The 23,514-nt window shown below is 52.8% G+C and carries 12 protein-coding genes and 1 other RNA gene; 1 reads left to right on the forward strand and 12 read right to left on the reverse strand.

Features of this window, described 5'->3' with window-relative positions; all coding sequences use genetic code 11:
* Positions 1-10: 10 nt before the first annotated feature.
* From arsA to OGY06_RS00175, 4 genes are all read right to left on the reverse strand, one after another.
* The gene (arsA, locus tag OGY06_RS00160; RefSeq protein WP_286604415.1) at positions 11-1,762 is read right to left on the reverse strand and encodes an arsenite efflux transporter ATPase subunit ArsA; all 1,752 of its coding nucleotides are present in this window, start codon (positions 1,760-1,762) and stop codon (positions 11-13) included.
* Between the two features lie 17 nt (positions 1,763-1,779).
* Complete coding sequence (arsD, locus tag OGY06_RS00165) at positions 1,780-2,142, reverse strand: arsenite efflux transporter metallochaperone ArsD (protein WP_148361615.1); 363 nt, start codon at positions 2,140-2,142, stop codon at positions 1,780-1,782.
* 47 nt (positions 2,143-2,189) lie between these two features.
* Positions 2,190-2,537, reverse strand: a complete 348-nt coding sequence (gene arsR / locus OGY06_RS00170) for an As(III)-sensing metalloregulatory transcriptional repressor ArsR (protein ID WP_187392916.1) — start codon at positions 2,535-2,537, stop codon at positions 2,190-2,192.
* Between the two features lie 198 nt (positions 2,538-2,735).
* Positions 2,736-2,942, reverse strand: a complete 207-nt coding sequence (locus OGY06_RS00175; RefSeq protein ID WP_148361617.1) for a helix-turn-helix transcriptional regulator — start codon at positions 2,940-2,942, stop codon at positions 2,736-2,738.
* A gap of 119 nt (positions 2,943-3,061) precedes the next feature.
* Between OGY06_RS00175 and OGY06_RS00180 the strand changes: the two genes are divergently transcribed.
* Positions 3,062-3,823, forward strand: coding sequence for a hypothetical protein (locus OGY06_RS00180; RefSeq protein WP_262411243.1), 762 nt, complete (start codon positions 3,062-3,064; stop codon positions 3,821-3,823).
* A gap of 111 nt (positions 3,824-3,934) precedes the next feature.
* Here the strand turns inward: OGY06_RS00180 and OGY06_RS00185 are convergent, their stop codons facing one another.
* From OGY06_RS00185 to OGY06_RS00220, 8 genes are all read right to left on the reverse strand, one after another.
* Entirely contained in the window at positions 3,935-4,363 is a 429-nt protein-coding gene (locus OGY06_RS00185) for a hypothetical protein (protein WP_148361618.1), read from the reverse strand.
* Positions 4,347-5,210, reverse strand: a complete 864-nt coding sequence (locus OGY06_RS00190; protein ID WP_275146102.1) for a hypothetical protein — start codon at positions 5,208-5,210, stop codon at positions 4,347-4,349. Before OGY06_RS00190 ends, OGY06_RS00185 begins: the two co-directional genes overlap by 17 nt.
* 342 nt (positions 5,211-5,552) lie before the next feature.
* Positions 5,553-6,794 (reverse strand): integrase domain-containing protein, encoded by a 1,242-nt coding sequence (locus tag OGY06_RS00195; RefSeq protein WP_148361620.1) that lies wholly within the window; start codon positions 6,792-6,794, stop codon positions 5,553-5,555.
* Positions 6,795-6,998: 204 nt separating this feature from the next.
* Positions 6,999-7,362, reverse strand: a transfer-messenger RNA (tmRNA) gene (gene ssrA / locus OGY06_RS00200).
* Between the two features lie 72 nt (positions 7,363-7,434).
* The gene (locus OGY06_RS00205; protein WP_122973896.1) at positions 7,435-8,598 is read right to left on the reverse strand and encodes a beta-barrel domain-containing protein; all 1,164 of its coding nucleotides are present in this window, start codon (positions 8,596-8,598) and stop codon (positions 7,435-7,437) included.
* A gap of 7 nt (positions 8,599-8,605) precedes the next feature.
* On the reverse strand, positions 8,606-10,792 hold the full coding sequence (locus tag OGY06_RS00210; protein WP_286604424.1) for a type I secretion system permease/ATPase: 2,187 nt from the start codon (positions 10,790-10,792) through the stop codon (positions 8,606-8,608).
* Positions 10,789-12,198 (reverse strand): TolC family outer membrane protein, encoded by a 1,410-nt coding sequence (locus OGY06_RS00215; RefSeq protein WP_063941899.1) that lies wholly within the window; start codon positions 12,196-12,198, stop codon positions 10,789-10,791. The genes OGY06_RS00210 and OGY06_RS00215 overlap by 4 nt, the downstream gene beginning before the upstream one ends.
* A 100-nt stretch (positions 12,199-12,298) precedes the next feature.
* Positions 12,299-23,494, reverse strand: a complete 11,196-nt coding sequence (locus OGY06_RS00220; protein WP_286604426.1) for a BapA/Bap/LapF family large adhesin — start codon at positions 23,492-23,494, stop codon at positions 12,299-12,301.
* Positions 23,495-23,514 lie beyond the last annotated feature (20 nt).

A 23,514-nucleotide genomic window follows, 5' to 3' on the forward strand; every position in this document is an offset into this window, starting at 1 on the left:
TGCCAAAAAATTAAACTGCCAGCTCTCTGAGTTTCTCGATGCCAGTAGGCTCAGAAGCCATTACCGGTACTAACGCTATGCGGCTTGCATGCTGGTTCTTCACCGCCTCGATCTGAGGAAGCTCTTGTCGGGCACGCTGGCAAAGCAGTGGTGAATGCGTCTGTGCAATAGAAAGGCTGTTATTGATAATCCAGCCCCAGGGATGAATACCCGCACGCTCAAGATCGGACTGCAGGTTTGCCGCTTCCAGTACTGGTGTGGTTTCAGGCAGAGTGACCAGAAGGACTTTGGTACGTTCCGGGGCCTGAAGCTGCATCATCGGAGTGGTAAAATGACCTTTATCCCCCATCTTCCTGGCAATCTCACGATGATAAGCCCCGGTAGCATCAAGCAGTAATAGCGTGTGTCCGGTAGGTGCCGTATCCATGACCACAAACCGTTTGCCTGCTTCACGGATGACGCGTGAGAACGCCTGGAACACCGCAATCTCTTCTGTGCAAGGAGAACGTAAATCCTCTTCGAGCAGCCGTTTTCCGGCCTCATCCAGATCCCTGCCTTTCGTTTCAAGAACATGCTGGCGATAGCGTTCGGTTTCATCGTGCGGATTTATTCTGCTGACCTGCAGGTTATTGAGGCTACCGTCCAGGGTTGTACTCAGGTGCGCGGCAGGATCTGAGGTAGTGAGGTGTACATCAAAACCCATATCCGCAAGTCGGACGGCGATAGCTGCAGCCATTGTGGTTTTACCCACCCCACCTTTGCCCATCAGCATAATCAAACCGTGTTCATTACGGGCGATATCATCAACCATGGCAGACAGCGACATATTTTCTGGCTTATTCTGCATACTCTGTACAGGAAGCGATACTGATTCGGTATATTCGTTTATCAGGCCTTTCAGCGCGGAGACACCAACCATGTTCAGCGGCTGGAGGTATAAACTGTCTGTCGGCAACTCAGATAACCCGGAAGGAAGATTTGCCAGCGCCTCTTGCTCCCGTTGCCATATTGCAGCGGCCAGTGCATCACGTTTTGCTTCGCCTGCAGGCAGGATACCGTTAATGACGAGATACTGATTTTTAAGGCCAATGGCTGATAGTTCTTCATGAGTTCGGGCGACTTCCTGCAGTGTTGATTTTTGCAATCGCGCGACCAGCACCAGGCGCGTACGTTCAGGATCGGATAATGCCTCAACCGCATGAGCATATTGCTCGCGTTGCTTTTCCAGCCCCGCCATCGGCCCAAGACAGGAAGCACCCTCCGGGTTACTTTCAATGAAGCTACTCCATGCACCGGGAAGCTGGAGAAGGCGAATGGTGTGGCCGGTTGGGGCAGTATCAAAAATGATGTGATCAAAGCGTGTCAGTAGAGAAGCGTCGGTCAGTAAGCCAGTAAACTCATCGAACGCAGCAATCTCAGTCGTACAAGCGCCTGAAAGCTGTTCACTGATGCTGTTAACGACGTCATCAGGCAAAAGACCTTTAATGGGGTCAACGATTCTGGCGCGGTATTGCTGGGCGGCGTCCTGCGGATCGATCTCCAGCGCTGAAAGGTTAGGCACCGCAGACACGGGCTGGATAGTGTTGCCGATAGACTGATCGAATACCTGACCGACGTTAGAAGCCGGATCAGTACTGACAAGCAGGACGCGCTTGCCCTGTTCTGCCAGTCGTATAGCTGTAGCGCAGGAAATTGAGGTTTTACCTACTCCTCCCTTACCGGTGAAAAACAGGTAAGGCGGGATATTCTGTAAAAAGTTCATATGTCCTCCTGACATAATCAACAACAGGAAGTATTACCACCACAGCAGCTTGTCGGAGCCACTCCCACTTTCTCAAGCGGAATACCAAACCAGCGAGCCAGTTCAGCGCGTTTGGGATATCGCCCCGCCATCACCGTTTCACCATCCAGCAACAGCAGCGGAAGCCCTTCGGCTCCTGATGCTTCCAAGAATGCTTTCACTTTTGCGTTCTCAACGAAGCTCATAGGCTGCTGCGCCAGGTTAAAACGTTCGATCTGGACCCCACGCCCTTTCAGCCATTGCACATCAGCAGAAAAATCGACCAGAACCTGATCAACATCTGAACCACAAACGCCGGTACTGCAGCACATCGCTGGATCAAACACGGTTAACGTTTTCATCTTTAACACCTCATATTCGTAAAATCATATATGTATAGGCAAATTTTTTAGATACAAACAGCCTTACCGCTGCCAGAGCAGTTGGCTGATGCCAGCTTACGGGCGATAGCCTGTACATCGTCCTGTTGGCTTAACCAGGCTTGCTCAATTACCTGAGCAGCCCAGGAAGGAATATGTGGGGATAGGCGGTAGTGGACCCACTTGCCCTGCTTGCGATCCAGCAATAGCCCACTTTCCCGGAGCATTGCTAGATGACGGGAGATCTTGGGCTGAGACTGTTCCAGCGCCGTACAGAGATCGCACACGCACAGCTCCCCCATCTCTCTCAGCAGTAACACGATGCCCAAACGGGTTTCATCGGAGAGGTTTTTGAACAGCGTTAAAGAATTCAACATCACTTACTCCTATTTTTTATAGGATAAACTTATTAACATAGATAGCAATAACATATTCGAAATTTCATATTTAATTTTTAGGGTACACCGCGAGTAGCATTACTGCAACATTGTCGAAGAGTTAGATTTTTCTAAGCCTTACAGTAATAGACATCTTTAGATGTTAGATCATGATCGCCCACTAGGATTCATGCTGTACTACATTTTGCAGCGATTGATAATCCACTGTTCTAAATCGGATTCGAGCCACCCAACCGATTTTTTTCCAAGCTGTAATGGCTTGGGGAAAGTGTCATCGTAGCGGGGGGATTTAGTATTGATCCAATCGTAGATGGTTGAACGACCGATACCTAATTTTTTACAAACGTCACGTACTCGCAGAATTTTCATATTAAATGATGGCATGAATGGAGCTCCTATTTACTGGTCTACTTCGGATGAGTAGGAGGTTAGTAAAGGAGCGAGATGTAAAAAATACGTCCGCAGTACGTAAAAAATGATTTAATCATAAGGTGTTGATTACTATGAGTAATAATGAAAATATTTTTTTTCTGGACGAGTTGAGAGTGTGCTTAGATTTAACAAAGGGGCAGCTTGCTTTTGCTTTGAGGCTGTCGGAAATGGACGATGATTTATCTTTTTTGAGTGGCGACGATCCTGTTATTGCCGGATACCTAGACAACGTGGCTAAACGTTTACCTAGTTATGAGAAAAAGTTAGAGGGATGCCAACAAGTCTTAATTAATCGAGAATTTCTTGCTTCATATAAATTGGCAAGTGAATTTGAAGATGAAATTGACAGATATCTTATTGATGCTGCTTTAAACTGGCAATTGGGATTACGTTTTTGTAATGCAGGGAAGAATAGTGAAGGAATTAAATTACTTTTAAAATCTATAGCTAGGTTGAATTTTTGTTGTGGCATGATATCAGGAAAAAATCGACAAGAAAGTGAGATTGAGGATGCAAAACAGAAGGCCAAGGGGGGGAAAGCAAAAGCGGCTCGTTTTGGAAAAATGAAAGAGGAAGTGATTAGATTATTACAAAAAAATAAAGTAGACGGAGGCTGGCGTAAGAAAACAATCGCATTCAAATTTATTGAAGATGATTTGCTTTTATTTGTTGAGAAAAATGGATGGCCGTCTGCTGAGGATAAAGATGAGTTAAATAAATCATCTGTAGATAAATATGCTAATATGCAGCGGTTAGTGATGGATTGGTCTAGAAATGATCAAGGCGTGAAGAGTGCTTTTGATTCGGTAATACAAAGGAAGCCAAAAAAATAAAGCATTTCTTCTTACTCATTGATGTTATTTGTGGGCATCTTTATTTCTATCGCGGATCATCATTCATGACTATCCGCGATGCATCGGAAGTGATATAGAGCAAGTGTATTATTATCTTCTACACTCATTTTTTTGAAGCAGTTTTGTTGTGAAGCCATCTTTGAAATGAAAGTAACTAGCAGTAATGAAAATAATTATTTGTATGTATCCAAGACCCATTGTAGGCTTTGCCAGCATGCCAAAATAAGCAGCAATAGATATGACTACTAAAAGGAAACGCTTTGCAGTATACCATCCAAAAAAATGCTCACTTGTTTTAGTATTAGAGCAAGCGACGGCTTTCGATACTTTAGATGTTATTTGCCCAAAGATCAGGCATGATGCTAAAGACCAATCTGGAGATGTGATTATCTCTTGCCATGTTGAAATATAGAGTTTTATCGAAATTAAAAGTAGAAAAGGAATGGCTATAAATAAATATTCAGCCTTCAGCTCTGCAAATGTTGCTTTTCTTTCTTTTAAACTAAGTGTCGAGTTCATACTGTAACCCATTATTTCGTTGGATATTTCTGATGTTTATCACTTTTAAGTTTCTAATCTGGGGTTGGCCTTTGCCTTTTGGTGGTGTGTAAATATCAAAAGTAATTTTGGCATCAATAATATCTTTTGGTCCGATTGCAGGAATTAAACCGTCTTGATATCTTTCCAACCATTCTTTGTGTGTTATTCTTCCACTCAAGCGCTTATCCAAACTTATGCTACGGAATGACCACACAGAATTACCCTCGTTAACAGAGACGGTCACATAGAGTTTATCATTTAATTCTCTGCTTTCAGTACTCCCTAGGAACATTTCTCTTGGTTTTCCACCAAAACGCCATTTCGTATTAAACTTAAAGTTTTGGTTGTTGTTACTATTGCTAGTAATAATTACTGATTCATTGGGCTTTATTTTTTGATTCGCGGTTGAGAATTTTTCTAGAGCAAATGATAGATTCTGTCTGTCTATATTGGGGTCCGCTATTTGTTGTGGTAGATTTTTTGCTAATGCAGTTTCTAGATTTACAGCTAGAGTTTCTACTTGTTCTTCAGTGTCGGTGGTTTCAATGTCAGTTAACTCTCTAAATAACTCATCGCCTGAGTTATAAAATGCATTGGCTAATATTTCGTCAATTTTTCCGGGAATCACTGAGAGTTTACTAAGTATTGAACCACTTTTAATTTCATTTAATTGAAAGTTGAAGTCTGCTTTAATTCCAATAGAGTTACTTAATACTTGTCCAAAATCACGGTAAGCATTTATGTATAATGCCATCGCCTCAAATACCTCTGCTGGATTGTGGCGGTCTTTGAGATAATCTATTTTTATTGATAACTCTGGGTTCACATTTAGCCCCTTGTGGCGCGCAACATTCAGGACCGTGATCCATGCTTTCCTATAGGTGGAACGTCTGAAAGTTGAATTATCATGATGGTTTTATCTATCTAAAATAACTCTAATATTCCTGTTTTTCAATGGTTTTCTGCAGTCTTGAAGGGGGCAAGACATATGTTGATATGACGTAATTTGTACTTTCAGCAAACTCCTTTGGTATTTGGATAATAATTCCATCAAAAGAAATGAACAGATAACTTTGATACATGATGGCCTGTTTCAAACTTAAGTTGATCATTAGGGGATGGGACACTAGCACACACTTGTGCTAGTGTAAGGTAATCTAATTTGCATTCACCCCGCTAACTTAATACCTCTCACGCCCCCAGCCAATATGCTTCCTGCATCAGCTGCTTCAATAAAGTCAGCCCACCATTGCATCATAGGTCGTCGCTGCGCTAGGTAATCACTGCGATTGTAAGCTCGACGTACCTCATTCTTATCCACATGTGCAAGTGCTGCCTCAATGACATCAGGTGGAAAACCTTGTTCATTAAGGGTCGTACTTGCAATAGATCGCAGCCCGTGTGAAACGAGCACCCCACCAAAACCTGCACGTTTTAGAGATGCGTTGACGGTTTGGCTGTTCATTGGTTGGTTTGGTTTGATACGGCTAGGAAAGATAAACTCCCTGTTACTGCTTAACGGCTTCATCATCTCCAAAACAGCCATTGCTCCATCTGATAAGGGAACGGTATGGTCACGATTCATTTTCATCCGTGTAGCAGGGATCTTCCATTCTCTCGATTCCATATCTACCTCTTCCCAACGAGCTTCAGCCGCTTCGGCAGGGCGAGTGATTGTCAGAAGCTGCCACATAAACAAACATCGTGTTGACTGATTAATGTTGGCAGTTCGCATCGTCTGCATCAGTTTAGGCAGCTGATCCGGACGAATACTGGGCATGTTTTTCTTCTGCGGCTTCTCGAATGCTTTTCCAATATTGACACTAGGAACTGCATCAATTAAGCCTGTGTTCTGGGCATAAATCATGACCTCATTGATACGCTGGCAAAGACGACGAACGGTTTCCAGCGCTCCTCTGGCCTGAACAGGTTGAACGGCCTGAACCAGTGTATGAGCTTTAATATCTGTAACGCTGAAGTCACCAATCGCAGGAAAGACATCTCTCTCAAGAGAGCGCCAGATATCTTCAGCATAATCCGCTGTCACACTTGCTTTCTTCACATTCCACCATCGTTCAGCTACGAGTTGGAAAGTATTGGTTTTAGCTTCAAGCGAACTGCGAAGTTGTTCTTGCTGATGTTCCTGTGGATCGATTTGTTTCGCAAGGAGAGAGCGAGACTCTGCTCGATAGTTTCTGGCATCGGCAAGCGTAACTGACGGGTAGGGGCCAATGCTCTTCTTCGCACGTTTCTTGGTGACAGGGCGAATGTAGCGAAACTGCCAGATTTTACTCCCGCTGGATTTGATAAGTAGCTCAAGGCCATCGCCATCATAGAGAACGTAGTCCGCTTCCTTGGGTTTAGCAGATTCGATTTCTTTAACGGATAGAGGTTTGGTTTGTCTTGCCATTGCCGGGTTTCCATAGTTTTAGGCACCTCAAAAACAATAAAGCTTTATGAGGTGCCTAACAAGGTGCCTAAAAGGTTCGGATTTAATTAGTTGGCTTCAGACTTCGCGGGACAAATTGAGGGCACAAAAAAGCCCGCAGGGCTTGCGCCGTGCGGGCTCTTAGGACTTCATCGGATGACTCTGGTAATCACCGATGGAGAATTTTGGTGGAGCTGGCGGGAGTTGAACCCGCGTCCGAAATTCCTACATCCTCGGTACTACATGCTTAGTCAGTCTTTACATTCGCCTGGCACCTGCGGACAGACACGCCACTACCAGACTAGCCTGATTAGTTTTAACGCTTCAACCCCAGGCAGGGCCTCCACGCGATCTCTTTTGGGTTTGACCTCTCTTTGATCCCCGTCTTAAGAGCGGAAGCTAGGGAGAGAGGGCTCAGAGCAGGTTATTAAGCTGCTAAAGCGTAGTTTTCGTCGTTTGCGACTATTTTTTTGCGGCTTTTTACGAGGCCAACCGCCCCTCGGCATGCACCTTGGGTTTCGCGAATCCCGTCGAATCCAGAATCAGCCCCAATGTGTTAGAGCAAGTATAACAGACTTGTGACACGCGTGACCAGCCCCCGCAACCCCTAATCCTCAAGGATTTAGCGCTCGCGCAGCGCTTCTTTTGCGCGATTAAACGGTTTGATTAAATAGTCGACGATGGTTTTTTCACCTGTTTTTATATCCACTGTGGCAATCATGCCCGGTACGATGGAGAAATGGCGTCCCAGTTTGTTCTGTAAGAAGTCCTGATGCGTGCGGATAAACACGCGGTAATAGAAGATTTCCGGTTTCACTTTGTCCTGAATGGTGTCCGGAGAGATGGTTTCGACTACGCCTTCCAGGCCGCCGTAAATGGCGTAGTCATAGGCGGTAATCTTCACCAGCGCCCGTTGTCCAGGATGGATGAACGCGATATCACGCGGCGACAAGCGGGTTTCTATCAGCAGATGATCGTCCAGCGGCACAATCTCCATCATCTCGCCGTTGGGCGGGATAACGCCGCCGATGGTGGTGACCTGGATGTTTTTCACAATACCGCGCATCGGCGCGCGTACGGTCAGGCGGGTGACGGAATCCTCGCGTCCTTTTAAAATCGCCGCCAGCATGTCCACTTCGGCGTTAGCTTTTGACAGCGCTTCCCGCGCCTGCACGAAATATTGCGAGCGCAGGTCGGTGATTTTTAATCCCAGATCGCTTTTTTGTCGTTGCAGGCGCAGCACTTCTACGTGGCTGGCGGCACCGCTTTTCTCCAGCCGTTGGGTGATGGCCAGTTCTTTATTAACTGAGACCAGGGCATCTTGCAGTTCCGCCATTGAATCCGCAAGCTGCGCGCGACGGCTTTTATACAGGCGAGTTTCGGAGGCGATGAGATCCGGCCATGCGCGCAGTGAATCGGGAAAGACCAGCGGCAGATCGTTAACTTCGGCATTAAGCCTTGCGCTGGAAGCCAGTGAGGCGCGATAACGGGCGGCGCTCTCCCCAACGTTGGACTCAGAACGGGTAGGGTCGAGGCGCGCCACAATTTGATTGGCCTGCACTTTATCTCCCTCGCGTATCGTAAGCTCAGCGAGAATGCCGCCATCCAGCGACTGCAAGACTTGCTCTCGCGAGCTGGGGATCACTTTCCCGCTGCCGGTTGAGACTTCATCCAGCTTGCCGAAATATGCCCAGATACCCAGGACGGCAAACAGCAGCGTGCTGAGCAGAATAATGCGGCTGGCCCCGGAAAAACGGTGCTCGCGGCGGATATCGAGGTCGTCCATGGCGGCATCATGCGGATTGGTTTTCATTTTTCCACTCCCGACCGTGAGTTGGGGCAGGTGCCCGGCTCGCATTTAATGCCTGCGCTTTCGGGGCATCCATAACCAGTTGGCCTTCTTTTAATACCACCACGCGTTCGACCAGCTCCAGAACCGGTACGCGATGGGTGGCGACAATCAATGTGCGGTTGCCCAGCCACTGGTTCAGGCGCTGAATAAACTCCCGCTCGGTATGTTCATCCAGCGAGGCGCTGGGTTCGTCGAGCAGCACGATATTGGGCGATCGCAGCAGCATTCTTGCCAGCAGGATCGACTGCCGTTGTCCACCGGACAAACCGTTGCCGCCCTCCATAATGGGATGTGCCAGCCCTTTGGCGAGCTGTTTAACGAAAGCTGCCGCGCCGCTGACCTCCAGCGCTTCGAAGATCTGCGCGTCGCTGGCATGCGGTGCGCCGAGGGTCAGGTTCTCGCGTAGGGTGCCAAAAAACAGCCGCGCATTCTGGCTAAGAAAACCGATGTTGCGGCGTAAATCAGCCATATCGATCTGCGCCAGACTCAGGTTGTCGAGCCGGACATCGCCCTGGATAATCTCCACTCCGCCCGCCATGGCCTGCAGTAGGGTTGATTTCCCGGCACCGTTACGCCCGAGAATCGCCACCCGTTCGCCGGGCATGACCTCCAGGCGCGAGATGCGCAGCGGAACGCGCTGATCGTCGCTGTGGTAGCGAAAGTGTGCGTTCTCAAACAGATAATGACCGTGAAAAATCTCCTGATGCACCCGATCTTCGTGGTACTGCGTTTCAGTGGGAAGCTGCATGATGCTGTCTAATCCCATCTTCGCCGCCTTGACCTGTTGCCAGCGGGCCAGCACGCCGCACAGATTAGCCATTGGGGCAATCATTCTGGAACCGAGCATCGAGGCGGCCACCACGGCCCCGGTGGTCATCGTGCCTTCAATGACCATCGGCGCACCAAACATAATGATGGCGGCGTAGACCAGGCTTTGTACCGACATGCCCCAGCCAATCAGCCCCTGAGTCAGCCTGCGCGTGCGCAGCCCGGACTCTCCGGTAATGCGGATGTAGCTGTTCCACTGCTGTAAAAAGCGGTTTTCAGCCTGCATCAGCTTGATGTCTTCCAGCCCCTGGACGCTTTCGACCAACACTGCGTTGCGCAGGGTGGATTCATGGGCAGCCTGGTTGGCGAGCACCGCCAGCTTCTTCTGTAACAGCAAACCGGGCAGGATCATCAGCAGGGCCGCGACGGGCGCTATCCATGCCAGCGGCGGGGCGATAAAAGCCAGCACCACGATAAACAAAAAGAAAAACGGCAGATCGACAATGGTCGACATGGTCGAGGAGGTGATCATCTCGCGAACCTGTTCCAGCTCGCGCAGTTGAGAAATGAAGCTCCCCGTCGAGCGAGGGACGGCGCTGTTACGCAGGCGCAATGCATGGCTGAATACGCGATCGGAAATACGCATATCGGCGCGTTTGCCGAGCAGGTCCATTATGTGGGTACGCGCTTCGCGCAGCAAAAAGCCAAACAGCACCGCCACCAGAACGCCAGTGGAGAGAACATACAGCGTTGGATAAGACTGAGCGGGGATCACCCGGTCATAAACCTGCATAGAAAAGATAATCCCGGCGAGCGACAGAACGTTAATCAGAAAGGCGGCAATCATGACCGGCAGGTAAGGGCGGATGTCCTTTAACACCAGTTCGCGCATCCAGTCGGGCTTGAAGCGCGAAATATAGCGGTCTACCCGACTGTCCTTCAGCGCCGACAGCGGGCGCAGCGCGGTAATACTCACGATCTCCGGCAGAAGCTCTGCGACCGTGAGCCGGTTACGCTGGCCCCCTTCGGCGATGATAAACACATCCAGTGCATCTTCGCCGTTGAAATGCTCTATCACCATTAGCTGGCCGTCGCGCAGTTCCGCCACCACCGGCAGATGCCACTGACCGAACGCCTGCGTGGCGGTATCCAGCGCATGAAATGACAGGCCCGCCTGACGCGCCAGTTGCGACAGGGCCGTTGCCCGGCTTTTTCCCGCAAACCACGGGGCGTTGGCCTGGATTGCGCCGGGCGAACAGGTAACGCGATAGTGGTTGGCAATATGCGTCATCGCCTGCGCCCACTGGCTCAGGACGTGTTCGCCAATCGCATCTTCTGCATGTGAATCGAGGTCGCTCATAGCTTGATCTCCACCGATTGAATGCTGCGATTATTTAAGGCGAACGCCTGGCGAAGCGAGCCAGTGTTATAGAGGCAGTTCAGCTGGAGCTGGCGCAGCTGGTTTTGAGTCTGGAGTTCGGCAAAACGGGCCTGATACACCTCTTGCTCGGCGTTAAGCACGTCGAGCAGCGGGCGCGAACCGAGGTCCAGATACTGCTGTTGATAAAGCTCGCGCGTTTGTTCACTCAGTCGCTGCTGGCGGCGTAGAATCTGCAGGGCGGTGGCGAGGCTCATTGCCTGGCTGCGGGACTCCAGTAATTTTTGTCGTACTTCGAGTCGGGTGCGCTGGATGGAGTATTGTGCAGACTCTACCGCATGGCTGGCGGCGTTGCGCCTGGCGGTGAGTCCGCCCCCCTGATACAGCGGCATCTCAACTTTTACCCACGTGGAGTACTGGGTTTTGTCGAGCACCTCATGGCTGGGGTATTTGTCGTTGAGATAATGCTGAACCGACGGCTCCAGAGAGATGGTGGGCGTCATCTGCGCGTTGGCGTAATCGAGATTTGCCTGTGCCACATTCGCTTGTGCCCAGGCCGCCAGAACCGCGGGAACCAGTTTATCTTCCGGTTTGACCACATCGCAGCTGCTGTCCAGTTTGGCCGGGAATTCGTTGCTGATGCCGTTAAGTGAGTTCCAGCCGAGGTAACTCATCAATGTGGCCTTACTGCTGTCGAGATTGGCCTGATACTGCGCCAGCTGAGAACGTGCAGACTCGATACGCGCATCGGTTTGCACCACGTCGGACAGCGAGGTTGCCCCTTCATCATTGCGTTGTCGGGTCAGTCGACCAATGTCGTTTAAGGCGGTGAGCTGTTCTTCGGCGGCATCCACCATTTGTTGCCACGTCTGCACCTGGACTATCGCGTTAGCGGTTGCGTGGGCGATGGTATCAATACTGAGTAACACATTCGCCTGCTGTTGTGCGGCTCCGGCGGTCTCGGCGCGGACCTGGCTTGCGACTTTACCGAAGTCGTACAGCATTTGTGACACCGAAATAACCAGCGCCGGGCTAAAGCCGTGGTCGGTATAGGTATTGCTGTAACCGTTATTCATTCCGGCAGAAACCTGCGGGTAATATTTCGATTTCGCCACGTCTATCTGCTCGTTTTGTGAGAGCAGTTTGCCGATCGATTCACGAATAGAAGGATGCCAGCTCACGGCACGACTTACCGCGTCGTTGAGCATCAGGTTGCCGGGGGCGGCAGCGCTCAGCGGCAGATCGGCAACCGCGCCGTCCAGCGAGGGAAGCATCTGGCTGGTGGCCAGTCCTTCCGGCGTAATAATTTGCGGTTCATCTTCGGCATTCACCCGCAGGGTACAGAGCGTTAATGCCAGAAGTAATGCAACAGGCGCGACATTTTTCATAGTTTATCCCTTACAAAATACGGCAGCGACGACTGTTATTGCCCCGGACGTCATGGCATCCGGGGCTGTAGTTATGGCGCTTTAACGCATTGCGTTAACGTCAGGGTACGATGTGATTTTGTTGCACCAGCTCATCGAGCGTGGTGTGTACGTTCTCCAGCGTTATGAGATTGGTTGAGTGATATGTGTTGCCCGTACCGTCGCGGTCGATGGCAATCACCGTGTTGTTACCGCTGGTGGTTACAGTGAGGTAGTTGCCGAGTGTAGCGTTCTGCCCGTTCCAGCCCACCAGCAGGTCGCCGATATCGATTTTGTCACCCTGGGCCAGCGAGAAGTTGGTCCAGGTATCGGTAGCACCATTGCTAATGTTGCCGCCGGTAGCGTCGTTGGCGTTGAGCAGGTGATAAATCAGCGTATCGCCGTAGGCGCTGCCAGTCAGGCGATCGGCATCGACGGTACTCACCACTTGCGGATTCATATTGATGGTCAGCGTAGCGGTATCGGTATGGCCATTCTGGTCGTTAAGGGTGTAGGTAAATGTCTCTTTGGTGACGATGGTGGAGAGCGAGACATCGCTGTTGAGGGCATAGGTGTAATGACCATCAATGCCAATGGTCAGTTTGCCGTACAACCCGTTAATGATGGCGCTGGTCGTGCTACTCAGCGGATCAAGCGTGGCGGTACTGCCGCCCGTGCCGTTCACCGTCAGCAAGGTATGCACGCTGGCAATATGGTCTCCGTCATAAATATTGCCGGTGACGCTGTTCGCTGCGGAAGTCTCGAAGTTTTGCAGGTCGATTATCGTGCCTTTCACGCTGGGGGTGATGGTGATATTCCCCAGCCCCAGCCCCCCGACGCTTCCGGTATAGTCGAGGCGATAGTTGCCGGGGTGCAGTACGATCCCGCTCAAGGCTATATCGATATTGCCGCCAACCAGCAATCCGCCATTGAAAGAGTTACCGGCAATCTTGATGTTGTTGCTGTCATACAGCGCCCAGGTGACGGTCAGCCCGCCCAGCGTCAGACCTGACGCGACGTTAAAATGCAGTATGGCGTTTTGCACCGCCGTTCCCGTAGCGATTTCAATGACGCCAGTACCACTTTTTGAGGTGGGTGAAAGGAGTTGGGCACTCCAGCTGGCGTTCCCGACGCTGTCGTCGGTAAACGACCGGGAAGTATCCGCCTGGGTGGTGACCGCCATCGTGCTGCTGACGTCATTTACTGCATCCAGCGCCTGCGGTGTTGGTTTGATATTCAGCGATGCACTGCCGGTATCGCCGTTTGGCGCTTTGACCTTATACACGAAACTGTCCGGCGTATTGATACCGTCTGCGCCCAGTCCGCTTCTCAGTGTGTAGGTGTAGTTCCCTTTCGCATCAATAGTCAGCGTGCCGTACTGCCCGTTAATGGTGGTAGTGCCCGTTCCGTTTACGGTGACACCGTTAACTTCGGTGATAACGGTATTGGCCGGAGCCGAGTCGTTGACCAGCAGGTTTCCATTGGTTGTCGCACTCAGGCTGTCGACGGCGTAGGTGTGATCGGCCTGGATATTCAGGGTATAGCTGGTCAGCAGCGTCAGACCGCCGGAGGCGTTAAGCAGGAACAGGTAGTCACCGCCAGGCAGGGTGATGGTGTAATCCGTTGAGCTACCTCCTAGCAGCGCCGTGACCCAGTTGGGCTTCACGCGGAACTGCTCATACTGCTGAATGGACTCGTTGAAGCGATAAACATAGAGATCAAAACCGCCAACCGTGACGCCGAGAACGCTGGCCTTGACGGTCAGCGTGCGGGTTGCGCCATCATCCACATTAAATTTGATCGGATTGGTTAAACCGTTAACCAGGCTGACGTCCAGCACATTACCCAGTCCGACGTTGGCGAGGGTGAAGCCGGTTTGCTGTGATGTGCCATGATCAACCGCGATGACCTGCGTCCCGTAAGTCAGCGCAGCTACATCATCTGCCGCGGTTACCGTACTGGTGGTGGGCGCCTGACCGAGCGTTACCACCAGTTTTGCCGAGGAGTGATCGCTGCCATGCGTCAGCGTGTAGGTAAAACTTTCAGAACGGCCATACACCGAGATTGACGTATTGGTCAGGGTATAGGTGTAACTACCGTTCTGATTGATATGCAGAATGCCGTATTTCCCCTGCACATTAATGCCCTCTGCCGGGATGTTCACGACGTTGCCGTTACCGTCGGTGATGGCGGTGACCAGCGTGCCGGAAGGGGCATTATCCTGCCCGTTGGCGGGATCGGTATCGGTGATGATATTCCCGGATTCCGTGGTACCGCCGGTGATGGTCCCTGCGCTGGCTTTTACCACTGAGACATCAAGGCTGGTGTATGCCCCGGTCGCCAGCAGGTTGGTGTTGTAGCTGACCACGCGGTAATCACCGCCAGTCAGTCCGCTGTAATTGAGCGTTACGCCCGAGGCGCCCAGGGTGAGCAGGCTGGCAAAGTTTGGTTTCCCGGTATCCACCACTGTCACCCAGGTATTCAGCGCGGTGTCAAAGCGCTGGATGACGACTTCAAGCGTGTTTAAAAGCGACAGCACCACGCCGGTCGCTGCGGCATTGATCGTAATGGATCCGCTGCCGCCAGAGGCTATGCTGAAATTCACGCTTGCCGTATCGTTCCCCAGCACGTTGGCGACATTTCCCAGCGCATTGACCAACAGGAAACCATAATCGCTTTGATGCTCGGTGCTGACGGTGACATCGGTTTGTAGCGGCAGGCTGGTGACATTGTCTTCAGCCAGCAGCGGCAATACTGGTGCGAGAGCGTTTGTCGGCGATGAGGTATTTCCCGCCGCATCGGTCGCCGTGGCGGACAGCGACTGCCCTTCAATCTGGCGAACCGGCAGGTTGACGCTGTAGACACCGCTGCTGTTGGCGATTGCCGTCACGCTGGTGCCGCCGGGCAGAGAAATGGTGACGGTGCTTCCCGCTTCGGCGACGCCGCTGACGGTACCGCCATCGGCGCTGATCAGGATCGTTGGCGCGGTCGGTGGTGTGGTGTCCACAATTACGCTGAACGAACCGGACAACCCACTTGCGCCGTTGGCGTTGGTTGCCGTGGCGGTAAACGCATGGTTACCTTCGCTGAGTGCACCGGATGGGGTAAAGCTCCAGATCCCGTTACCGTCTGCGGTCGTGAAGCCCATTAGCACGCCGTTGTTGTACAGATTGATGACGGCGTTAGCCTGCGCCGTTCCGCTGAGCGTTGGCAGGGTGTCATTGGTGGTTTTACCGGGAGCGACGGGTCCCATGATAGTGCCGACGTCATCGAGCACGCTGGCAATAACAGGCGCAGGTGGTACGCCGGTAAACGGTGCCAGCACGTTACCCGCCGTACCGATGTTGCCTGCGGCATCCTGTGCGCTGACCAGCAGAGTTTGCCCACTGATTTGCGGTGGGTTCAGAGTGAAGGTGAAATTACCGGAGGCGTTGGCGGTTGCCGTGCCGAGCACCGTTCCTCCGCTGGAGGTAATAATGACCGTGCTGTTTGGCTCGGCAACGCCGGTGAGCGCGGTGCCGTTGGCGTTTACCGCCAGCCCGGTTGGGATACCCGGGGCAACGGTATCGACCACGATCGCTGCCGCAGACGATATGCCACTGGTATTACCCGCACTGTCCGTTGCAGTGATGGTAAACGAGTGGGTACCTTGTGCCAACGCGGTAGTCGGGGTGTAGCTCCAGTTGCCGCTGCCGTCCGCCGTTACGCTGGTGATAAAGCTGCCGTTATCATAAATATCAACTCGCGCGTTGGCTTCCGTGATGCCGTTTAACGTTGGGCGCGCGTCATTGGTCGGCTGATTGCTGCCAATCGGCCCGGTGTTTGGCCCGACATCGTCAATAATGCTGCTGATTGAAGGCTGCGTCGGCGCTGTGGTGTCAACTACCACGCTAAAGCCTGCCGTCGCGCCGCTGGTGTTGCCCGCCGCATCGGTGGCGGTGACGGTGAAGGTGTGCGATCCATTTGCCAGCGGTGTGGTTGGGGTAAACGACCAACTGTTATTGCTTTGCACCAGCGCGGTACCCAACAGGGTGCTTCCGTCATAGATGCTGATGGTGCTGCCTGCCTCGGCGGTGCCGTTCAGCGTCGGACGTGCATCGTTGGTCAGCTGTCCGTTGCTGAGCGCTGCATTGAACACGCCGCCTGCGATATCATCCACCACAGAGACCAGCAGCGGGACGGATGGTGCAATGGTGTCGACATTAATCGTAAACCCGCCTGAGACAGGACTCACGTTCCCGGCGGCGTCGGTGGCGATGGCGGTAAACACATGCTGACCGTTACCCAGCGTGGCAGGCAGATATTCCCAGGTGCCGTCTATCGTCGCAGTCACCGTTGCCAGCAGCGCGCCATTATCGTAGATGGCTACCCGGGCACCGGCTTCCGCTGAGCCGCTGAGTACGGGGCGGGTGTCGTTGGTAGAGGCTCCGTTCGATAGCGTTCCGGTTCCCGGCTGCACGTCATCAAACGCCTGGATAATCGTTGGCGCAAGCGGGGCGACGGTATCAACAACGATGTTAAATCCTGCAGATGTCGGGCTGACATTTCCGGCCGCGTCGGTGGCTGTTACCGTCAGCGCGTGGTTACCGTTGCTAAGTTGGGTTCCCGGTGTGAAGCTCCAGGCGCCCGTACCATCTACAGGAGCAGATCCGATCAGCGCTCCGTTATCGTAAATTTTCACCGTGGAATTGGCTTCTGCTGTACCGCTAAGCGTCGGGAGTGGATCGTTCGTGGCCTGACCGTTGTTCAGATTTCCAATCAGTGGGCCGACATCATCCGCAACCTGAGTAATCACTGGCGCTGTCGGTGCCAGAGTATCGACAGTGTAGGTAAAGCCACCAGAAGGCAGGCTGGTATTGCCTGCGCTATCTGTAGCCGTGACGGTCAGAGTATGCTGGCCGTTACCCAATGCCGCGGAGGGCGTAAAACTCCAGTTTCCGCCTGCGCCGACGATGGTGGTGCCAATCGGCTGACCATCGCTCAGGACGGTAATCGTCGCGCCAATTTCACCGGTACCGCTGAGCGCCGGGCGACTTTCGTTGCTGATTTGCCCATTGGAGATTGGCCCGGTTGTCGGCGCGGTATTGTCCTGAACGGTCAGAATTACCGGTGCAGACGGGGCAATAGAGTCCAGCTCAATAGTAAACGATGATGATACTCCGCCTGTGTTCCCCGCCTGATCTGTGGCAACGACGGTGAAAATATGTTGCCCCTGTCCCAGCGGAGCATCCGGAGTGAAGCTCCAGTTACCTGACTCGTCCACCTGAGTTGTACCTATTTCAGCGCCGTTATCACGGATCGTGATGATGGCGCCAATCTCGCCTTTGCCGTTCAGGGTAGGCTGCGCATCGTTTGTAAGCTGTCCGTTGGTCAGCGCGGTATTGCCGGGCTGATCGTCAATTACTGAGGTAATGCTCGGTGTGGCTGGCGCCAGCGTGTCGACGACGACCACAAATGGTGGCGTTGTCGGGCTAATGTTACCCGCGTTATCTGTAACGCTGGCAGTCAGCGAGTGGCTTCCTTCTCCGAGAGCAGGGGCAGGCGTAAAGCTCCAGTTGCCATTTTCGTCGCTGGTGGTTGTGCCGATTACCGTGCCATTATCGCGGATGGTAACAACCGAATCCGCCTCGGTAACGCCAGCAAGCGTTGGGGTATTATCATTGGTCAACTGCCCGGAGGTCAGGGGCTGGATCGTACCAACGTTGTCCGTGACCGTCACAATAGATGGCGCATTCGGTACCAGGGTATCGACAATGATCCGGAAATCACTGGATGGATCTCCCTGGTTGCCAGCGGCGTCCGTTGCGCGGGCGGTAAAGAGATGATCGCCTTCTCCCAGCGGTGCTGTCGGGGTAAAGCTCCAGAATCCGTTACTGTTTACGGTCGTTGTGGCATAAGCGATACCGTTATCGTAGAGGGTAATGGTTGCCCCGGGTTCGCCAGTTCCGTTGAGCGTCGGACGTGAATCATTTGTAATTTGCCCTTTATCCAACGATCCAGTTCCGGGGGCAACATCGTCGATAATGCTGGTGATCGTTGGCGCTTGCGGTGCCGTCGTGTCGATGGTGATAGCGTAGTTGGGTGACTGACCGCTCAGTATGCCATTGACGGTTTGCGCCACAGTGAAGTTATAGGTTACGCCATTAGTCAGTGGGTCGGGTAACTGATAACTCCATGCGCCAGACACGGCATCGGCAGTTACCGTGATGGGGAGCAATGTGCCATTTATATAAATATTAACAGTCGCCCCTGCTGTGGCCGTCCCTTGCAGCAACGGTAATGTGTCATTGGTAGTTTTACCGTTGCCAATCACCCCCATGATGGGCGCAATGTCATCAACGATCTCAAGCGTTGGTGGATGAGGAACGCTGGAGGTTGCAGCGTTAAACGTTGTCGGATCGCTTTGATTTCCAGCGGGATCCTGAGCGATGGCGTTGAGCGCCTGACCGGTTGTTTGTGCTGGCGAAATTGTGACAGCGAAGTTACCTGAGCCGTCTGCGATCCCTTGGCCGAGGATCGTGGTACCGCTGCGAATGATGACGGTACTGCCTGGATCGGCAGAGCCGCTAACCAGCGTACCTTTCGGGTCTACGCTGGTAACCGTAGGCGTTGCAGGCGGCAGGGTATCGACAATCAACGTCAGCGGGTTATCTGCTGTCAGTGAGTTACCTGCGTCATCCACGGCGCCGAAAGTCAGTGTGTGAGTGACATTGGGCGTGAGGGGGACATCCACACTCCAACTGCCGTTAGCAGCAACGGTAGCTGTCGCAATGGCGATGGGATTGTTACCATCGAAAATCAAAATCGTACTGCCCGGTGTGCCGGTACCGCTAATGGTTGGCGTTGTATCGTCCGTGACGCTGCCGCTGGTTAGCGAACCGGTAAAGACGCCAACGTTATCCTGGATATCCGTGACCTGCGGCAACGTTAACTTCGTGTTGTTAACCGTAAACGAAATGCTGTTTGAATTGTCGCTGACGTTACCTGCGGGGTCTGTTGCGGTAGCGCTTAATGTGTAGTTCCCGTTTGCCAGCGCAGTCCCGGGGGTAATACTCCAGGTACCGCCTGCCACCGTTGCAGTGCCGATCACCGTACCGCCGTTATACAGAGTGATGATGTCTCCATTGACACCTGTACCACGAATGGTTGGCGTGGTGTCATCGGTCACGGCGTTGGGCGCAAGGTCACCCATGATATCGCCGACGTTATCATTGGCGGCGATAATCACCGGCGGCGCAGACGGCGTCGTGTCGATGTTCAGTGTTATAGCTGTTGATGGCTGGCTGACGTTGCCTGCCGGATCGGTTGCGGTGAGGGTTACCTGGTAAGTACCTGGAGTAACCGGTGCTGGCGGAGTAAAGCTCCAGGTTCCGTCTGCACCTACTGTTGTCGTTCCCTGCAAAGGGGGAGTGCCGTTCAGATAAATGGTAATCAAATCCCCGACGTTTCCCGTGCCGCTAAAGGTTGGCGTGGTATCGTTGGTGTTGCCGTTAGTGACCACACCTGTTACCGGAGCCACATCGTCGGTAATGATTGGCGCGGCTGGTTGTGCGGGAGGTGTGTTGTCTACCGTCAGGGTAAAGCTGGCTGATGGGATCCCCGTGTTGCCTGCAACATCAGTCGCTGTAGCGGTGAATTTGTGCGGTCCGTCGGCGAGTGAGGTTGGGGTAAATGTCCAGGTGCCGTCTGGCTGTACGGTGACGGTGCCAATGGAACCGCCATTATCATAAATCGTAATCTTCGCGCCGGGCTCGCCGGTTCCGGAGAGTTCTGGATTCAAGCTTTTGGTACTGCTGCCGTTACTCAGCGTTTGTAGATTTGTCCCAATCAGACCTTCTGCGGAGCTGATAACTGGGGCTGCTGGTGGGGTGGTATCAATCGTTAGCGTAAAGGTCCCGGCATTACTGGCGTTGCCTGCAACGTCCGTGGCAATAGCGGATAAATTGTGTGAGCCTTCACTGAGCGGTTGGTCGAGTTGAATACTCCAGGTGCCTCCGGGCAAAACAGTCGTGCTTCCAATTGGCGTAGTTCCATCATAGAGAGTGATCTTAGAACCGTCTGTTCCGGTTCCTTTCAGCTCTGGCAAGGTATCGTTTGAACGGCTTCCGGTAGGCAGATCGATCGGTGCATTCCCAACGTCGTCGGTAGCAGCCAAAATGACAGGATCGCCTGGCGGTTGGGTATCTACGGTAACGCTGACCACTGTGGGTGAGGTGATGACATTACCGGCGGCATCAGTTGCCGATACCGTAAACTGATGGGTGCGATCGCTGAGCACCTGATTCCCCGGAACGGTATAACTCCAGGTACCCGAGCTGTCGACAAGAATAACCGTCAATAACTGAATGCCATCGTACAGGTTCACCAGTGAACCTGGCTCACCGGTACCCGAGATGGTTGGCGTATTGTCGTTGGTGACCCAACCGTTATTTGCAACGCTGCCCGTAATGCTGCCAACGTCATCGTTAACCAACGTTATCACTGGAACAGTTGGCGCAATGGTATCGACAATTATTTTCCAGCTTGCCGCGCTGCTGGTGTTATTCGCGGCGTCTGTGGCTGTCACCGTGAAGATGTGAGCGCCCTCGCTTAGCGCCGAGACTGGCGTATAGTTCCAGTTACCGTTGATATCAGCGACAACGGTCGTCAGCAGGGTGCCGTTATCGTAAATTTTGACCTGAGAACCTGCTTCGGCGGTGCCTTCCAGCTTAGGTTTGCTATCGTTGGTGACATCGCCGTTTTTGAGAGGGCCCTGGTACATGGGCTGGTCATCCGTCACGGCGGTGATGATGGGTGTTCCGGGGGCGGTAATATCCGGAGCCACCGCGGAAGTTGGCTGACTCTCGTTATTGCTGCTGTCCGTTGCGGTAACTTTTACCGTTTCGCCGTTCATTTTCGACGGCGTAATCGACACCGTGAAGTTGCCGCCGCTGTCAGCCTGGCCTGCGCCGATCTGATTACCATTGCTGTCTTTTACGGTGACGGAGCTTCCCGCTTCAGCATGTCCGCTTACAGAACCACCGTCCCCGGCGACGATGACGCCGGTAGGCGCGTCAGGTGCCGTGGTATCCGGGGCGGTAATCGCGCTGTTGCCGCTGGTATTGCCAGCCGCATCCGTCGCGTTGGCGACAAGATGTTCTCCGTTGGTCTGCGGCGGAACCAGCGTGGCGGTGAATTCTCCGTTCGAGCCGGCGGTTGCTGTTCCAATTATCGCGCCACCAGGATCCAGAATATGTACCGTACTGTTGGGTTCCGCCATGCCGGTAACCTGATCGCCTGTAGGATTAATCACCAGATTAGCTGGCGGTTGTGGTGCTGTGATGTCTGGCGCGAGCGCGGTTTCCGGTTGGCTTGGGTTCCCGGCGGGATCGGTGGCAATAGCGGTAATGGTTTCACCATTGGTCTGTGGCGGGTCAATGGTAATGGTAAATGAGCCATCCGTTCCGGCGACGCCGCTGCCGATCTGAAGACCGTTATTATTGATGGTCACGGTACTTCCTGGTTCGGCTGTACCGGTGACGACAGAGCCGTCGGCAGATACGTTCAGATCGTCCGGCGCTGACGGTGGCTGAGTATCGATAGTGATATTGAATGCCGCTGACGTTCCTCCCGTGCCCAGGTGGTTGGTTGCTGTGATGGTGAAGGAGTATGAGTCGTCCTGCAAGTTGGTGTTGGAGGTCCAGGTCCAGTTGCCGCTGGAATCGGCAAGCACGCTTACAACAAGCGCACCGTTGTTATAAATGTTAACCGTGCTGTTGGCGTCTGCGGTACCCGAGATCGTAGGCGTTGGGTCGTTGGTGGCCTGATTATTGTTCAATGGTCCAGTTGAGGGGGTAACATCATCCACAATGCTGATGATAACGGGTACGCCCGGGTAGCCAGAGTTAGTGGCATTGAAGGAGGTATCTGGCCCGACGTTGCCTGCCTGGTCCTGAATCTTCGCGATCAGCGCTTCACCGTGCGTCTGTGAAGGTGAAATCGCGATGACGAAATTGCCGGTTTGATCAACGGTAGTTGAACCCAAAACCTGATTATTACTACCGATGATAATGACCTGGCTTCCCACCTCTGCACTACCGGTTACCTCGGTGCCTTGCAGGTTTACGGAGGAAATGACCGCGCCTTCAGGCGGGGTGGTATCAACGGTGAATGTCGGTACACTCGTTTCCGTGCTCACGTTACCCGCATCGTCAGTTTGCGTCAGCGTCAGATCGTGAACACCGTCGCTAAGCGGTGTATCCGGTGTAAACGTCCAGTTACCATTGTCATCCACCTGAACCATGCCAATCAGAATGCCATTATCAGAAATACTGATGTAAGAGCCCGCCTCACCAGTGCCTGTGAGTGTTGGAGTGGCATCGTCGGTTACGCCGTTATTACCTATCAAGCCTTTAATGGAACCTGAATCGTCAGTTACTTCTGTGACCACAGGGGCGTCGGGGGCAAGCGTATCGACAATAATCTCCCAACTGTCCGACATGTCGCTGCTGCCCGTACCGTCTGATGCACTGACGGTAAACTTGTGGGTACCGTCTGCGAGCGGAGAGGATGGCGTAAACGACCAGTTGCCGTTGGCATCTATAGTGACCTGGCCGATTTCGACGCCGTTATCAAAAATATGCAATGTGGCATTTGCGGGGCCGGTGCCCTGGAGAGTGGGCGTATTATCGTTGGTGGATTCCTGCTGATTAACAGGACCAGTAATCAGCTCCTGGTTATCGATTATGCTGGTGATAACGGGTACGTCAGGCATGTTAGGGGTTGTTGTTGGCGGTGAGCCGCCATCCCCATTATTACCGTTGCCATTTCCGCCATTTCCGTTTCCGGCGTTATTATCACTCCCACCGCCGCCGCCGCCGCCGCCGCCGCCACCTGCGGCGAGGCCAATTCCGCCTGCGACCGCGATCCCACCAAGAACCCACGGCCAGACGGCGCCGCCTTCATGGCTTCCCTCGGCAGTCATTAGTGGAGTGAGATCGTCCAAATGCTGGAAATGGAATGCCCCATCAGTATCCTGAACCCACCACAGCGCACCATTACTGTCTTCCAGAACAAGCTGGTTTTGCGCATCACCTTTTCCGACGTAGAAGTTCTTAATGGTGATGGTTTCACCTGAGCGGAGTGTGACAACCAGATCCTGATTAACGCGTGTCAGTTGACTCACCTCCTCACGCGACACCGACAGTTTCACGATAGAAGGCGAACTGAGCGTAACTTCAGAGGATTCAACATTTGTGGAAACGCCAGTTAATTTTGATACAACGGCGAGTAGACGCATATGTTCACTCCTGATGGCAT

This window comes from Citrobacter sp. Cpo147 (assembly GCF_030332405.1).
GTDB classification, from domain to species: domain Bacteria; phylum Pseudomonadota; class Gammaproteobacteria; order Enterobacterales; family Enterobacteriaceae; genus Citrobacter; species Citrobacter portucalensis.

Bases quoted from the DNA above. Each gene is read 5' to 3' on its own strand.
- arsA (WP_286604415.1), bottom strand. From the start codon at position 1,762: ATGAACTTTTTACAGAATATCCCGCCTTACCTGTTTTTCACCGGTAAG.
- arsD (WP_148361615.1), bottom strand. From the start codon at position 2,142: ATGAAAACGTTAACCGTGTTTGATCCAGCGATGTGCTGCAGTACCGGC.
- arsR (WP_187392916.1), bottom strand. From the start codon at position 2,537: ATGTTGAATTCTTTAACGCTGTTCAAAAACCTCTCCGATGAAACCCGT.
- OGY06_RS00175 (WP_148361617.1), bottom strand. From the start codon at position 2,942: ATGCCATCATTTAATATGAAAATTCTGCGAGTACGTGACGTTTGTAAA.
- OGY06_RS00180 (WP_262411243.1), top strand. From the start codon at position 3,062: ATGAGTAATAATGAAAATATTTTTTTTCTGGACGAGTTGAGAGTGTGC.
- OGY06_RS00185 (WP_148361618.1), bottom strand. From the start codon at position 4,363: ATGAACTCGACACTTAGTTTAAAAGAAAGAAAAGCAACATTTGCAGAG.
- OGY06_RS00195 (WP_148361620.1), bottom strand. From the start codon at position 6,794: ATGGCAAGACAAACCAAACCTCTATCCGTTAAAGAAATCGAATCTGCT.
- OGY06_RS00205 (WP_122973896.1), bottom strand. From the start codon at position 8,598: ATGGACGACCTCGATATCCGCCGCGAGCACCGTTTTTCCGGGGCCAGC.
- OGY06_RS00210 (WP_286604424.1), bottom strand. From the start codon at position 10,792: ATGAGCGACCTCGATTCACATGCAGAAGATGCGATTGGCGAACACGTC.
- OGY06_RS00215 (WP_063941899.1), bottom strand. From the start codon at position 12,198: ATGAAAAATGTCGCGCCTGTTGCATTACTTCTGGCATTAACGCTCTGT.
- OGY06_RS00220 (WP_286604426.1), bottom strand. From the start codon at position 23,494: ATGCGTCTACTCGCCGTTGTATCAAAATTAACTGGCGTTTCCACAAAT.